13 protein-coding genes are annotated in these 14,208 nt (G+C 58.8%); 4 read left to right on the top strand and 9 right to left on the bottom strand.

Going from position 1 to position 14,208, the window contains the following annotated elements; genetic code table 11:
* Positions 1-392: 392 nt before the first annotated feature.
* The gene (gene glyS, locus LAO20_14070; protein ID MBZ5532554.1) at positions 393-2,639 is read right to left on the bottom strand and encodes a glycine--tRNA ligase subunit beta; all 2,247 of its coding nucleotides are present in this window, start codon (positions 2,637-2,639) and stop codon (positions 393-395) included.
* 1 nt (position 2,640) lies between these two features.
* Entirely contained in the window at positions 2,641-3,600 is a 960-nt protein-coding gene (locus LAO20_14065; protein MBZ5532553.1) for a glycine--tRNA ligase subunit alpha, read from the bottom strand.
* Positions 3,601-3,691: 91 nt separating this feature from the next.
* Here LAO20_14065 and LAO20_14060 point away from each other — a divergent pair, with 91 nt between their 5' ends.
* Entirely contained in the window at positions 3,692-4,492 is an 801-nt protein-coding gene (locus LAO20_14060) for a DUF4184 family protein (protein MBZ5532552.1), read from the top strand.
* Here LAO20_14060 and LAO20_14055 read toward each other — a convergent pair.
* The 5 genes from LAO20_14055 to LAO20_14035 form a co-directional block, all read right to left on the bottom strand.
* On the bottom strand, positions 4,450-4,842 hold the full coding sequence (locus tag LAO20_14055) for a hypothetical protein (GenBank protein MBZ5532551.1): 393 nt from the start codon (positions 4,840-4,842) through the stop codon (positions 4,450-4,452). The two genes, LAO20_14060 and LAO20_14055, sit on opposite strands and share 43 nt — an antisense overlap.
* 20 nt (positions 4,843-4,862) lie before the next feature.
* Positions 4,863-5,420, bottom strand: a complete 558-nt coding sequence (locus LAO20_14050; protein ID MBZ5532550.1) for a hypothetical protein — start codon at positions 5,418-5,420, stop codon at positions 4,863-4,865.
* A gap of 148 nt (positions 5,421-5,568) precedes the next feature.
* Complete coding sequence (gene recO / locus LAO20_14045) at positions 5,569-6,306, bottom strand: DNA repair protein RecO (GenBank protein ID MBZ5532549.1); 738 nt, start codon at positions 6,304-6,306, stop codon at positions 5,569-5,571.
* Positions 6,307-6,411: 105 nt separating this feature from the next.
* Positions 6,412-6,672, bottom strand: a complete 261-nt coding sequence (locus LAO20_14040) for a ferredoxin family protein (protein MBZ5532548.1) — start codon at positions 6,670-6,672, stop codon at positions 6,412-6,414.
* Positions 6,673-7,035: 363 nt separating this feature from the next.
* Positions 7,036-9,036: a 3-isopropylmalate dehydratase gene (locus tag LAO20_14035; protein ID MBZ5532547.1), complete on the bottom strand. Its 2,001-nt coding sequence runs from the start codon at positions 9,034-9,036 to the stop codon at positions 7,036-7,038.
* Positions 9,037-9,169: 133 nt separating this feature from the next.
* Here LAO20_14035 and LAO20_14030 point away from each other — a divergent pair, with 133 nt between their 5' ends.
* The 3 genes from LAO20_14030 (at position 9,170) to LAO20_14020 (ending at position 12,772) form a co-directional block, all read left to right on the top strand.
* Entirely contained in the window at positions 9,170-10,441 is a 1,272-nt protein-coding gene (locus LAO20_14030; protein MBZ5532546.1) for a rhomboid family intramembrane serine protease, read from the top strand.
* Between the two features lie 60 nt (positions 10,442-10,501).
* Positions 10,502-11,572 carry a rhomboid family intramembrane serine protease gene (locus LAO20_14025; GenBank protein MBZ5532545.1) on the top strand — a complete coding sequence of 357 codons (1,071 nt, stop codon included), beginning with the start codon at positions 10,502-10,504 and terminating at the stop codon, positions 11,570-11,572.
* Positions 11,573-11,728: 156 nt separating this feature from the next.
* On the top strand, positions 11,729-12,772 hold the full coding sequence (locus LAO20_14020) for a tetratricopeptide repeat protein (protein MBZ5532544.1): 1,044 nt from the start codon (positions 11,729-11,731) through the stop codon (positions 12,770-12,772).
* 138 nt (positions 12,773-12,910) lie between these two features.
* Here LAO20_14020 and LAO20_14015 read toward each other — a convergent pair whose 3' ends face one another.
* On the bottom strand, positions 12,911-13,846 hold the full coding sequence (locus LAO20_14015; protein MBZ5532543.1) for an inositol monophosphatase: 936 nt from the start codon (positions 13,844-13,846) through the stop codon (positions 12,911-12,913).
* On the bottom strand, positions 13,846-14,124 hold the full coding sequence (locus tag LAO20_14010; GenBank protein ID MBZ5532542.1) for an RNA chaperone Hfq: 279 nt from the start codon (positions 14,122-14,124) through the stop codon (positions 13,846-13,848). Before LAO20_14010 ends, LAO20_14015 begins: the two co-directional genes overlap by 1 nt.
* Between the last annotated feature and the right edge of the window lie 84 nt (positions 14,125-14,208).

Here is a 14,208-nt window from a genome sequence, read left to right as displayed (position 1 = left end):
CGATATCAGAAGATGAATGCCGTGGCCCAGGCCAAACCTGTCAATCTTAAACTCATTGGGCCAAACGTTCCACTCTACCCGAGTGGGAGCGCGAGGGAATGTGATGGCGAGCACAGTAGCGGAAGCGCACAGCAGTCAGCATTTAGCGTTCAGCCAAAAGAAGACTCACCGCAAAGGACGCGAGGAAGGGCGCGAAAGAGTACGGGAAAAGCCGAAAACGTTTGACACCGATGGACCCCAGCGCCGTAGGCGCGAAAGAGTCTAGCCCACCCTGAGGCGAGCGCACGCGAAGCCGGAGGGGTGGGTAAGCGACAAGAAAGAAGTTGAGCGCCGTAGGTGCGGCACAGGTGCGAACCACTCCAGCGGTCGAACCGGTTAGGTGACAATTCCATTCATTTGGATTCAGGTGCGAGTTCTGAAAGATCGGCAATTGTATTGAAGGTAGCGAGCAAGTAGTTTAGAAGACCGAGCCGTTTTGCCCGTACGTCCGAATCATCCACCATTACCATGACAGAGTCGAAGAAACGGTCCACCGGTTCCCTCACCTTGGCCAATTCCCGAAACGCATCCAGATATCTTCGCTGCTTTCGCAACGGCAAAAAGGAAGATGCCAGGCGCCGGAACTCCTTCCATATCGCGACTTCAGCTTCAGAATCAAATTTCTCTTCTGGCTGAAGCTCCGCAATAGCGAAGCCCTTCTCCTGAGCCTGACGAATGATATTCTTGACTCTCTTGAACGCTATGAATAGAGATTCAAACTCAGTCGACGTACAAATTTCAGCAACCGCTTTCGACCTTTCAATCAGGTCCGGAACCTCATCGTCTCCACGGTCGTATGCCCCTTGTACGACGGCACTTACAACGTCATATCTGAAGTGAAGGACATCCCGGAGATAGAATTCCAATCGTTCTCTGAAAAATTGAGAAATCAGGAACCGGATAGATGCGAGATCCTGTCGGACGTTGGGTGCCACCGGCTTCCACTTGGCTTCTAGTCGCTCCCCTATCTCCTTAATCTGGCTCGGGAACTTGAAGTTTTTTCTGGCTTCACTGTCTTCGTAGCCTTCCAGCGAATCAGCTATCAATATTCCCAATCGAACCGATAACTTGTGTTCTGCAAGGATCTTCACAATCCCGTTGGCCTGCCTCCGCAACGCAAATGGATCCTTCGACCCCGAAGGCACCAGACCCAGCGCAAACATTCCGGCAATGGAGTCAGCCTTGTCGGCGATGGAGAGCACTGCGCCTTCCAACGTCCGAGGGACGGAATCTTCCATGGACGCAGGCTTGTACTGGTCATAAATGGCGTCGGCGACGGATTGTGGGAGGCTTTGTGTCTTAGCGTAGAGTCCGCCGATGATTCCCTGCAGCTCGGTGAATTCCTTGACGAGTTCGGCGGTCAGGTCCGTTTTTGCAAACCAGGCTGCCTGCTGAACCGCACTGGCGTCGACTTTCAATCCAGCCCGCTGCAGCAAGGGACACAGCCTCTCTCCCAGATTCACAATGCGCTCTGCTTTGTCGAAATAGCTGCCCAAATCCTTCTGGAAGGTTACGGCTTTTAGCAGGTTCACGCGATCTCGAAGCGGCGTCTTCTGATCGGTGTCCCAGAAAAAGCGCGCGTCGTTGAAGCGTGCGCGCAGTACGCGCTCATTACCATGCGCGATGAGGCCGTCGGGGTCGCCATCCGTGTTCAGTACAGCCAGAAAATGCGGAGCCAGCTTGCCGGAGGCATCTTCCACGGCGAAGTATTTCTGGTGGTCGCGCATCACGGTCACCAGAACTTCTTCCGGCAGCGCAAGATACTGCTGATCAAAATTTCCCAGAATCGCCGAAGGCCATTCCGTGAGATTGACAACGGTGCTGAGCAACGCGGCGTCTTCGCGCCAGCGTATGCCGGAAACGGTGCGCGCGGCGGCGTCCAGGGCTTTGCGGATGCGCTGTTCGCGCTCCGCCGGGCTGGCCATCACGTGGGCGTTGCGCAGGCTTTCGACGTATTGGGTGGGCGAAGCGATGGAAAGCGTCGCCGGCCCCAGAATCCGGTGGCCGCGAGACTGATTGCCGGCCTTGACTCCGCCGAACTCCAGCGGGACCACCTGGCCATCAAGCATCGCGACGATCCAGCGGATGGGTCGCACAAAGCGTTCCGGCTTGCCCGCGCGCCAGTACATATTCTTGGCCCAATAAACTGCAGCAATCTCCTTCGGCAGAGCTTCCGCCAGCACTTCAGCCGCAGGCCGTCCCTTCTTGGTGATGGTTGCGGCCAGATACTCGCCTTTCGGGTTGGTGATCTTTTCCAGCTTGGAAACTTCAACCCCCGCCTTCTTGGCGAACGCTTCCGCTGCCGGGGTTGGATGGCCGTCCTTAAATGCAACCTTGGTTGAAGGTCCAGTGATCTGCTCAGTCACGTCCGGTTGCGACGCCAGCACGCCCGGCAATACCAGGGCAAGGCGGCGGGGCGTCGCAAAGGAACTAAATATGACCGCAGGCATGTCGCTGTGGTACGCGGGTTGCGTGCTCTGTTGCAGCAGAGATTCTTTGACCATCGCACCCAGAAGGCGCTGCGCCAGCTCTTTGCAAGCGGCGTCCAACATGCGCGCGGGAATCTCTTCGCAACCAATTTCCAGAAGGAAGTCAGGCATCTTAGGCCGCTCCTTCTTTCTGCTGTGTGGAAGAACTCTGCTGCGCCAGATATGCTTTGGCCAGGCCGACTGCCAGTTGTCGTATGCGGGCGATCACGCCCACACGCTCGGTGACTGAGATGGCGCCGCGGGCGTCCAGGATGTTGAACAGATGGGAGCATTTCAAGCAAAGCTCATAAGTGGCGAGCAGCGGAAAGCGGTCTTTCTCAGACTGCGTGGCAGCTTTGTTCGCTGCAAGTTTGTTGAAGTCATTAATGCGTGCCTGGCACTCGCTCTCGTACAGCTCCAAGTGCTTCCAGGCATTCGCGACTTCGGCCACCTCAAAGTTGTAAACCGATAGCTGCAACTCATCTTGAAAGCGCACATCGCGATACGTGACCGCCGCTCCCGTCTTGGGATCGCGCGCCCACACGATGTCGTAAATGCTGTCCACGTCCTGCAGAAACGCGGCGATGCGCTCCAGTCCGTACGTCAGTTCGGCGCAGATGGGGTCAAGGTCAATGCCGCCGCACTGCTGGAAGTAAGTGAACTGCGTGATCTCCAGACCGTCGAGCATCACCTGCCAGCCCACGCCCCATGCGCCCAGGGTCGGCGACTCCCAGTTGTCTTCCTCAAACTTGATGTCATGCTTGCTCAGATCAATGCCCAGCTTGCCCAGCGAGCGCAGATACAGCTCCTGCACGTCCTCCGGCGGAGGCTTCACGATCACCTGCATCTGCATGTGCTTGTAAAGGCGGTTGGGATTGTCGCCGTAACGGCCGTCGGCGGGACGGCGCGAAGGCTGCACGTACGCGACTTTGTACGGCTTGGGCCCCAGCGCGCGCAGAAAAGTCTCCGGGGACATGGTGCCTGCGCCGACTTCAGTGTCATAAGGCTGCTGCAGCACGCAGCCGCTCTCCGCCCAGAATTGCTGAAGGCTGAGAATCAGTTCCTGATATGTGGGGACGCTGGAGTTGGACATGGTCTGAACTACATAATTTATCAGAAAAGGCGCGCTTGCCCGCGTCTGGCGGCGCTCAGTGCGGCGTGGGCGTAATACGCTATACTCGATTTTGCCCTTCACTCTTGCTCATCCTGCCGCCGTTCTGCCGCTGCGCAAGTGGCTGGTTCTTTCCGCGCTGGTGGTGGGCAGCATGGCCCCGGACTTCCACTACTTCATCTACATGGGTCCGGACGCCGAAGCCAGCCATTCCCTGCCCGGCGTCTTTCTCTTCTGCTTGCCGGCCGGACTTTTGGTCCTGTGGATTTTCCATCGCTTCCTGAAGCTGCCTTTAATCAGCCTGGCGCCGGCGCGTCACGCGGAGAAGCTTATGGCCTTTGCCGGGCCGTTCCCGTTCACGCCGCTGCCTCGTCTGCTGCTCATTGTGGCGTCCATGCTGGCCGGCACGCTCACGCATTTGCTGTGGGATTCGTTCACCCACAGCGGCGGATGGTTCGTCCAGCGATTCGACTTCCTGCAGACCGTAGTCCTCCCGCAAATCTTTTTCGGACGCTCCATCTTCAGCGTGCTGCAACACGGCAGCACCCTCCTGGGAATGACCGTCTTGGTGGTCTGGTACGCGATATGGTTCAGGAAGGCGCCATCGCAACCGCTGCCCTCTGACATGAGCTTGTCGTCGGCGACCAAGCGCTGGGCAGGCATCTTGATGATCCTGATGGCCTGCGCGCTGTCTTCGGGGTACGGCTGGGTTTTGTTTGTGAAATATGATCGATTCCCGGCGTTCGTCGGCGGGTTTGCCATAGCCATCATTACCGTCATGTTTGCGGAAGCGGTGGTGTTCAGCCTGTGGTGGTGGAGAAGGCGCCGGACTTACCAGTCGTTAAATTCCGGGCGATTATCGGGATCGGGATAGGACCAGTTCTTGCCGAACTCCGCGCGCAGCTTTTGCTGCTCTGCCGCCAAATAAGCCCAGTTCTGCCAGGAATCGGGCTGCTGCTTGATGCAGACAAATGGCGTGGGCTTGCCGGCGCTAACGTTTGCGCGCATTTCCAGGACTTCGGCCAGACCGCCGCGAAAATCATCGCGGCCATGGCCCAGGTAGAGCTCGGTCTCGACGTAGATCACGTCGCCGGGGCGAAGTTCGGGGACGCGTCCGGCATCGCACTCCGCCTGGATTTCCCGAAAGCGTGCTTCGCTGGCGCGGGCTTCTTCTTCCGTCGCAAACGCGCGTCCGGTTTCTGAGCAAGTGCAGGCCCCGGGCATAGGCACTCCTGTGGTCACAGCTATTTGATGAGTTGGAAGGCGTCCAGGAAGCGATCGGCTTCCGCGCCGGGCATCAGCTCCTTGGTCGCCACCACCAGCAGTTGGTAGAGTTTCTTCCCCACCAAAATCAGCCGGAAGCGCAGAAACATGGTGTCATTCTCCAACAAAAACTCTGAGCCCGTGTTTCCATGGAAAGAAATTGGTTTCTGAGACTTGATCTCTGACTTGGTGGCCCCGGCCGAGCCCTTGGCATAGTCTTCGAAAATCGCCTGCGGGGTCTTGTCGAGATCGGCGGGAAGCTGCGCCACTTCAGCGAAATAGGCGATGTTGTCGTTCTCGATGGAGGTGAAGTAGCGCGTTCCCGACTTATCGTCGTTGGGCGTTGATTTCGGTTCAGCAGGAAACTCCGTGGAAAACCCGTCAGCCTCGTAGCGGTAACGCTTCCAGGCGCGAGGCGCGGGGTCCTGCGCAGCCGAGGCGGTGGTTGCTGCGGTCCCGGAAGGCTGCGTCGTTGCTTGGGCCGGCAAGAAGACAGAGAAAAAAGTGCACACGAGCCAGAGTGATACCGCACGCTTCATGATGCCTCCTACGGGCTGAAAAGCTTTGGGGGAAAGGATTAACCGCAGTCTATCGGGCCCGTGGCGGCAAAACAATCAGAAACTGCGCCCGCTCGTTACTTTAGGCTTCCGCGACCGCACAATAGGCTGATTCTCGCGCCGGCGAAGGTCAGTCCAATCGTTCCAGCATGGCAGCGGTGACCAGCTTTTTTTCAATGTGATGTTCAATGCGCTGGGCCAGGAATTTGCGCAGATCAGCGCCGCGACGCCGGGGCCACGCCGCTGCGGCAAAGCTCTCTACCGGAGCGCGGAACATTTCCGCGGCCACGGAGCGCGAGTCGGCGGAGATTTCCGTGCTGGCCAAACGCTTGTCGCGCGAACAAAGCAAGCCATCCGCCAGGGGATGGAAGTACGCCCGGTGGCCATTGAGAACGTCGCCGCACGCAGAACACTGCGTGAGGTCGGGCAGCAGGCCGATCAGGCGGACGATCCACAAGTCGAAGTAAGTCAGCGGCATCCACACGGAGTCGCCACGAATCTGTCCGACCACCGACAGCGCCAGGCGAAAGATGTCGTCATTGGGCTCGCGGTCGGGGAGAAGCTGGTCAATGACTTCGGCCACGTAGCTGAGCGCCACCAGCCGCGGATAACTCACCTCACTGGCCAGCGGAGAGGCAATGATGTCGCAAGAGTCGAGCCGCGCCAGTTCCTGCTTTTCCTTGTCTTCCCAGTGCGCGACCACGTAGGTCAGCGGCTCCAGCGCACCGCCAAAGCGACGTTTGGACCGCTTGGCAGACTTGGCCACGCCCCGCACCTTGCCTTCCGCGCGGGTGAACAGCGTGACCAGCAGGTCCGCTTCGTGGAACGGATATGTGCGCAGAACCAGGGCTTCAGACTGCTTGGGCATTCACACCAAGAATACAGCCATCGGCAAGCCGGCCAGGAGAAAGATAATGGCGCAAAAGAAAACGCGCAGCTTGGCGGCTGCGCGTCGCTAAAGTTCGCCGGCCTGTTACCGCCCGTAGTACTTGGCGTTCTTCTCGGTGTAGGCTTTCCACTTTTCCGGCAGGTCGTCCTGGGCGAAGATCGCCGAAACCGGGCAGACCGGGACGCAGGCGCCGCAGTCAATACATTCCACCGGGTCAATGAACAACATGTCGGTGCTTTCGAACTGCGATTCATCTTTCTTGGGGTGGATGCAGTCTACAGGACAGGCATCCACGCAGGCCGCGTCCTTGGTTCCAATGCAAGGCTCAGCAATTACATATGCCATAAGGGTCGTGTTCTCCGTGAAGTCAATCGGACTGAATAAGTAACGAACGATTCTAGTCAGCAAATGGTTGCGACGCAACTCCTTCTGCCGGGTGCAGGCCGCTCTCTTGGTCCCTATGCAGGGCTCTGCAATCACATATGCCATACGATCGGGGGCTCCGCCAGATTTTTCGGAGCAACAGTTAATTTTATGCCAGCAAAACCGCAATTAGCAATCAGCAATTACCCTGGGTTTTGTTCGGGAAATGGAGGAGTTGACGGTGGGGCCCACCCGCTTTGTCGCAGTACGATTTTTGCACCATTCAGGAGACGCAGGTTCTTCTAATCCGGCCAACTGCCATTTGATCAATGCTAGTTGCTTCTCTTACGCCCCAACCAACTCGCGCTGCGGCTCATATTCCACAATGTGTCCGGCCACGGCGCTGGCAGCCACGGTGTACGGGCTGGCCAAGTACATCTGTCCGGGACCGCTGCGACCAGGGAAGTTGCGGTTCTGGGCGCTGATGACCACCTGATCGGCGCGGGTGGAAACGCCCGGACCTGCATTGATGCAGGCGCCGCAACTGGGCTCAATCACGATGGCTCCGGCCTGTTTGAAGACGTCCAGATAGCCTTTGCGAAGGCAATAATCTCGCGTCTCTTGCGAGCCAAACTGAATGTAAAACTTGCAGGATTCGGCCACGTGCCTGCCCTGCTTGAGAGCGTCGGAAAGCACCTGGGCGTACATATCCATGTCAGCGTTTTTGCCGGCGGTGCAGGTGCCGCCGTAAGCGATCTCCACCGGCACCGGCGTGTTCAGCTCGCGGACGTACTTGCCGTTGCCGGGATCGCCCGGCGTGGCCACCATGGGAGTAATGTCTTCCGCATTGACCTCGATCACGTGGGCGTAGTGGGCGTCAGGATCGCTGAACAGGCCCTGGCAATATTTGCTGGCCTCCGCCAGCGACATACCGCGACGCTCCATGAGGAAGTCCACGGTCTTGCGGTCCGGCGCCACGATGCCGGTAAACCCGCCAATCTCTGCCGCCATGTTGGTCATGGTGGCGCGCTCGTCCACGCTGAGTTCTTCAATGGCTTCGCCGCAGTACTCCATGACTTTGGCCAAGGCCTTGCCGCTGCGAATGTATTCCATGCTCAGCAGCAGCAGGATGAAATCTTTCGCCGTGACGTTGGGCTTGCGCTTGCCGCGAACGACCACTTTGACCGACTCGGGCACCTTTACGCGAACGTCTTTGGTGATCCAAGAATTGAACACGTCCGTGGTGCCGATCCCGAAGGCCACGCAGCCCACGGCGCCTACATGCGGGGTGTGCGAATCCGAGCCCACGTTGAGCTGCCCCGGCAGCGCATACGTTTCGGCGACGATCGAGTGGCAGATGCCTTCCGACCCTTTGCGGTCTTTGAGTTCGCCGTGCAGGCGGATTCCCTGCTTCTTGGCGAAGTCCTCCTGCTTCAGCTTGAGTTGTCCGGCCAGGTCAAGCAGGCCCATCTTCTTTTTCTCTTCTGAAATCACCTCGTCCAAAAAGGTCAGGTGGTCGCGGAAGAAAAGGATGGTGGAAGGATCGTTGACCTTGGCGTCCTTGCCGACGAAATGCTCAAAGAAGATGGCCGCCATGGGCGTGACGTACTCGTGGCTGAAACGAAGATCGGTGCGGGCAAAGCCGGAATCGCCGGGCGTGACGAACGGCACGCCGGGTTCGTTCTGGGCGTTGAGCATGTGGCGGGCAAAGATTTTCTCGGCGATGGTCATGGGCCGCTTGGCGGTCTGGATGGGCGGCAGAAAAACTTTGCCCTGCATCCGCGCCACGTTGAACGGGAACAATCCGCCGTACTCGATCACCTGGCGCGTAATGTCGTCTTCGCCTTCAGTGAACTTGGACAGGGGAACCTCTTCCCCGGCTCGGATCTTGTCAATCAGGCCGAAGTCGGTGGTCGTCAGCACGCCCAGGTTCTGGCAGTTCTGTTTGTAAATGCGCTCAATATTTTCCGCGACCACCAGCTTGATGCCGGCACACAACTCGGCATAAGGCGATTGCTCCCGGCTGGAGCCTTTGCCTCGGCGCTTGCCGCTGACGGCGGCCACAAAGCCGCCTTTTTTCACGTCGCCGCGCTTGATAGGCACTTCATTGCCGCACTTGAGGCCGGTGTAGGGAAACTCGCCCAAGGTCTCGTCGAAGAAGAAGCAGATGTGCGCGGGGGTGATCTCGTCGGTGGAGATGTCGTCCCGCAGCTTGGGATTGTTCCGCGGATTCTGGGTGTCCCAGGGCAGGTCCTCGCCGTTGAGTTGGCGGCGAATCAGTTCCGGGTCTTCAGTCAAGAAAAGGATGCGGCCCTGCAGACGTACTTTGTCAGGGCGCTTGACAATGGCGCGCGTTAATAATGACGGTTCCACACGATGATTTTAACAAGTCCCGTGCCACTTTGCCTGAGGCCAAGACAAACTATCGCATTGCCTTACAATAGAGTTCGCTCCTCCAAAGATTGAGGTTCCCAGAGTCTTGGCTAATTGCATTCAATGCGGCGCAAAGCTGCCAGCGTTTTCGTTTGGCGAGCCATCGCCCTACTGCAAGGATTGCCGCGCCCGGCAGGCGTCAGCAGAGCCGGGACAGCTTCCGCCCGATCAATTCGCAACCTTTGCTGCCCGGCCGCAAGCAGCCAGCAAGTACGCCTGGCTCACCGCGACCAACCTGCTGATCGCTGTGAATGTGGCGGTGTATCTGGCGATGGTTGTCAAAGGCATTTCTCCATTTGAACCGACTACCGAACAGATGATCCAGTGGGGCGCGGATTTTGGCCCGTACACGCTGGGCGGACAGTATTGGCGCTTGATCACGTCGGCGTTCCTGCACTTCGGCATCTTCCATTTGGGGATGAACATGTGGTGCCTGTGGAACCTGGGCCAGCTTGCCGAAAAGTTGCTGGGTAAAACGGCAGTGGCCGGTGTTTATTTTTTGACCGCCGTGGGGTCCAGCCTGCTGAGTTTGAGCTGGCATCCTCTGGTGGTGAGCGCCGGCGCATCCGGCGCGGTCTTCGGCATCGCCGGGGTGCTGATCCCGGTGCTTTATTTTGGCAAGCTGAACCTGTCGCCGGAAAGCGTCCGGGCGCTGCTGGGCTCGGTGGTCAAGTTCACGTTGCTCAATCTTGTTTTTGGCCTGTTGAGCCACATTGACAACATGGGCCATCTGGGCGGGCTCATTACCGGGCTGGGTGTGGGCTTTTTCTTCGCACGTTCCGTCAGTGTGCCGAAGGCGGAGCGCTTGCCCTCGCAGATCAAGGTGATGGTTGCGGGTGCTGTGTGCCTGTTCCTGCTGTACTTCCCCGTAGCCAAAATCAGCGGCTACGCCGCCGACCTTTTTAAGGGCGCCGATGCGCTGGAACACCACGATGCCGGAACGGCCGTTGCTCATTTGCAGAAGTATGTGGCTGCCGAACCGGATGACGCCTTTGGTCAAGTCCTTCTGGCCGAGGCCTACGTTGAACAAAGCAAGCCGGAATTGGCCATTCCGCTGTTCAAGAAGTGGCTTTCCGGCAAGCCAGCCGACGCTGAAGGCTACAAATATTTTGGCCGCGCGTTACACGCCACTGGCAAGCTGGACGAGGCCGAGGTCGCCCTGCGCGCATCCATCATCAGGAATGCCCAGGACGCGGAGGCGCATCGCGAACTGGCGGCCGTTCTGCTGGCGCAAGGAAGCACCGCAGAAGCCCAGCGCGAAACCGACCTCGCCAACAAACTTGAGCAGGCCCAAAAGGCCCCTGCTTCAACAAAATAGGATCGGCAAACCGTTGGACAAACCATAAACTTTGATTTACTTCTTATCCCAGTACTCATCATGCCCAAATGCCTGAAATGCGGCGCTGAACTCGTCGTAAACGAAGAAGGAGTGGCGCCGGTCCTGTGCGACCGCTGCGCCGGACGCGCTACCAGCCGCGCGCGCAGCATGCTGACCACCGGCACGCTGCGCGACTATCCGGCGACCTGCATTCTGCTGGCCATCAACCTGGCGGTGTACGTGGCCATGGTGGTATCTGGTGTGGGAATGTTTTCGCCCAGCGGGCTGGCGCTGATCCGATGGGGCGGAAACTTTGGCCCGCTTACCACCGGCGGCGAATACTGGAGGCTGGTGACCGCCGGGTTTTTGCACAGCGGTTTGATCCACATCGGAATGAACATGTGGGCCCTGTGGTTTCTAGGACCGCTCTCCGAGCGCCTGTTCGGCAAATGGCAGACATTCCTGATTTACATGCTCACCGGCGTGGGTGGAGCGCTGCTCAGCATCGGCTATGCGCCGGACCGGCTTGAGGTGGGGGCTTCCGGAGCGCTCTTCGGCATCGCTGGGGCCATTGTGGCCGGCTTGAAGTTCGGAGAATTGCCTGTCCGCGAAAAACAGCGGCGATCTTTGCTGGGCTCGGTTGGCCTGTTCATCGTCTTCAGTCTGGTGATGGGGATGAATTCCCCCAATACTGACAACATGTGCCACCTGGGTGGCTTTGTGACCGGACTGATCATCGGATTGCCGCTGGGAGCATTCGCCCGCAATCACAAACTGCTGCAACTGGCCACGATCCTGGTGACCGCGGGGATCCTGGTTGCAGCCGGACACGAATTGTCAGTCCGTAACGGTGGCCAGGGGCGGCTCTACCGGGCGGAGCTGGCCTTTCAGGAAAGAAACTATCCCAAGGCCATTGAGATTTTGGAAGCCGACGTGGCGGCGCGGCCGGACGATGATGAAGCTATGGTCCTGCTGGGCGACGCCTACATGATGCTGCACCAGCAGAACAAGGCGATTTCCCTGTACCAGCAGGCGCTTAAGGTGAATCCCAATTCCAAAGATGCCCAGCAGGCGTTGAAAGAACTACAGGACGAGTCGCTTCAACAAGAAGACAGTCCCGCGAAGAAATAAAGGCGGCAGCTAAAGACGGTTGCTGCGGATCAAAGCCTGGTTAAGAACCACGTTTAGAGTCAGATTCGCGTATGCTGATTCGCAAGCCCCTGGTGCTCGCCGAGCCGGGGATTCCATCGCACTAAATTGCACTAAGAAGAGAGGATTCGCCGAACCATGAAAAAGCATTCAATCCTGCTGGCCGTCGCAGCGCTATTGTTCCTGACAAGTTACGCGTCTGCGCAAACGCAGTTGGCCAAAGTCAGCGGCAAGGTAATCGGCCGGGACGGCAAGCCCCTGGCCAGCGTTATAGTGACGTACACCAACACTGCGACGCACAAGACTTTCAAGATGAAGACCGAAAAGAACGGCGATTATTTCGGCGTCGGCTTTCCTGACGGCTTGTACGACGTCTCCATCATCAGCGGGACGGGCGAGCTACTTTTCAGCCGCAAATCTTTTACCGTAGGGCTGAACCCCTCGGGAATGGTTTTCAACGTGGACCTGAGAACTGTGCCGCAGGAAGCGCCTAAGCCAAGCCAGGAACAGCTTGACGCCCTCAAGGCCCAGCGGGAAACGGCGCTCAAGGAAAATGCCATCATCACCCAGACGAACGCGGCCGTGCAGGCCAAGAACTGGGCGGACGCAGCCAGCGGCTTCAAGCAACTCATCGAACTGCGGCCCGACCGGTACGATTACTACTCCGGCCTGGGAGAAGCGCAGCTCAACCTGGGGCAGTACGAAGACGCGGTCCACACCTACGACAAAGGCATTCAGGTGGCGCAGGCCGGCGCCGGCCCTAAAGACGATCCCGCCCGAATCAAGGCAGTTGTGGGCCAGATGCTCACCAACCAAGGCAACTGCTATCTCAAGATGCGCAAGACCGACCAGGCCCTGGCCGCGTATGAGAAGGCGGCGGCGCTGAGTCCGAATCCCGGCACCGCGTACTTCAACCTCTGCGCCACGCAGTACAACGCCGGCAAGATGGACGAGGCGGCTGCGGCCTGCGCCAAAGCCATCGCCGCCGATCCTACCAAGGCTGACGCTTACTTCATCCGAGGCTCGGCGCTCTATGGCAGCGGCAAGCTCGACGCGCAGAGCAAGTACGTTGTGCCACCGGGGACGGTGGAAGCGCTGAAGAAGTATCTCGAACTCGCGCCCCAAGGCGGCCACGTCGAGGACGTGAAGGCCATGCTGGAGGCGCTGGGCGCGAAGATATAGACCACGTACGGGAGAGGAAGAAGTAGAGGCGGAGGGATCGCCGTAACCGGAGACGTAGCGGTGCTACGTCTCTACGTTAGGTTTTGCGTCTTGATCCGCGCTCATCCGCGAAGACCCGCGGTAAGTTTCTTCCAGCGGTCACCGCGACCGCTGGTACTCCTCCACACTAGGCAAGCCTTCCACCCGGCCGGCAAAGATCGCGGCAAATTCCTTGAGCAGTTCGTCGTGGAGCAAAGTATTGCTGGCCAGGACTTGCTGGCTGTCAATCGTGAACGGCCCGCCGGAAAAGTTGGTCACCGCGCCGCCGGCTTCCTGGACGATCAGCACGCCCGCGGCGGTGTCCCAGGGATTCAGGTTGAATTCCCAGAACGCGTCATAGCGTCCGCAGGCGACGTAGCAAAGGTCCAGCGCGGCCGAGCCCGCGCGGCGCACCCCGTGAGAACGCAGCGTAAGCTGATGGTAGAAGTGAATGTTGGGGTTTTTATGGCGCTTGTAGCTGGGAAAGCCGGTGGCGATCAGGCTTTCCACCAGATGCGCGGTCGGGGAAACGCGGATGGCGCGGGCTTCAAGCTGCCCGCCGGGAGTTGGCCCGCCGGAAAGCTGATCACTAGGCAGTCGTTCACCGGAAAGCTGACCACTGGGAACTGGCGTACCGGGACGTCCTGAAATCAGCTGCGCACCGCTTCCCTTCTCCGCGGCGAACATTTCGTCGCGACAGGGATCAAAGATCACGCCGGCGATGCGTTCACCTTTGTAGTCCAGTCCCAGCGAGACGCAGAATACCGGGTAGCCGTGGGCAAAGTTGGTGGTGCCGTCAAGGGGATCAATGTACCAGCGATAGTCGCTACCGGTTTCGGTGCGGCTGCCTTCTTCGCCCAGCAGGTCGTGGTGCGGCCACTGCTTGCGGATGCGCTCGACGATCAGCTTTTCCGCAGCGCGGTCAGCTTTGGTCACCAGGTCGGCTTCGCCTTTGTACTCGATGGAGACTTTGCCGAAAAACGACATCAGCAGCGCGCCGGCTTCGCGCGCCAGTTCCTGCATGGGTGGCAAAAAGTCGTGGGACGGCTGGGGCATCAGCGGGCGCGGCGCCCGTTATCTTCCGCAATGAACATGATTTCATGCTTGAAGATGAACAAATTGGGGCCGTCATCGCGGGTGAGGCGGACCATGGCCACGTCGTAGTACTCGATCCAGCCGTAGAACTGCTCGCCGGACAGCAGCTTCACCGCCACCGGCGTTTGTTTTTCGCCCAGAGCTTTCAGGTACGCGGGCTCCATGCCGGTATCGTCGGGGGGCGGCGTTTTGGCCGGTTTCTTGGCGGAAAAACCAGGTGAAGGCGGACGGAAAGGCATGCCGAGATTGTAACGCAAAAACAGCATTCAGCAATCAGCATTCAGCACTCAGATAGATGCTGTACTTGAGTAATCGGCCAGCGA

The organism is Terriglobia bacterium, from assembly GCA_020072815.1.
Taxonomy (GTDB): Bacteria; Acidobacteriota; Terriglobia; order Terriglobales; family Acidobacteriaceae; genus Angelobacter.
This window is presented reverse-complemented; position numbering and strand designations above follow the sequence as displayed.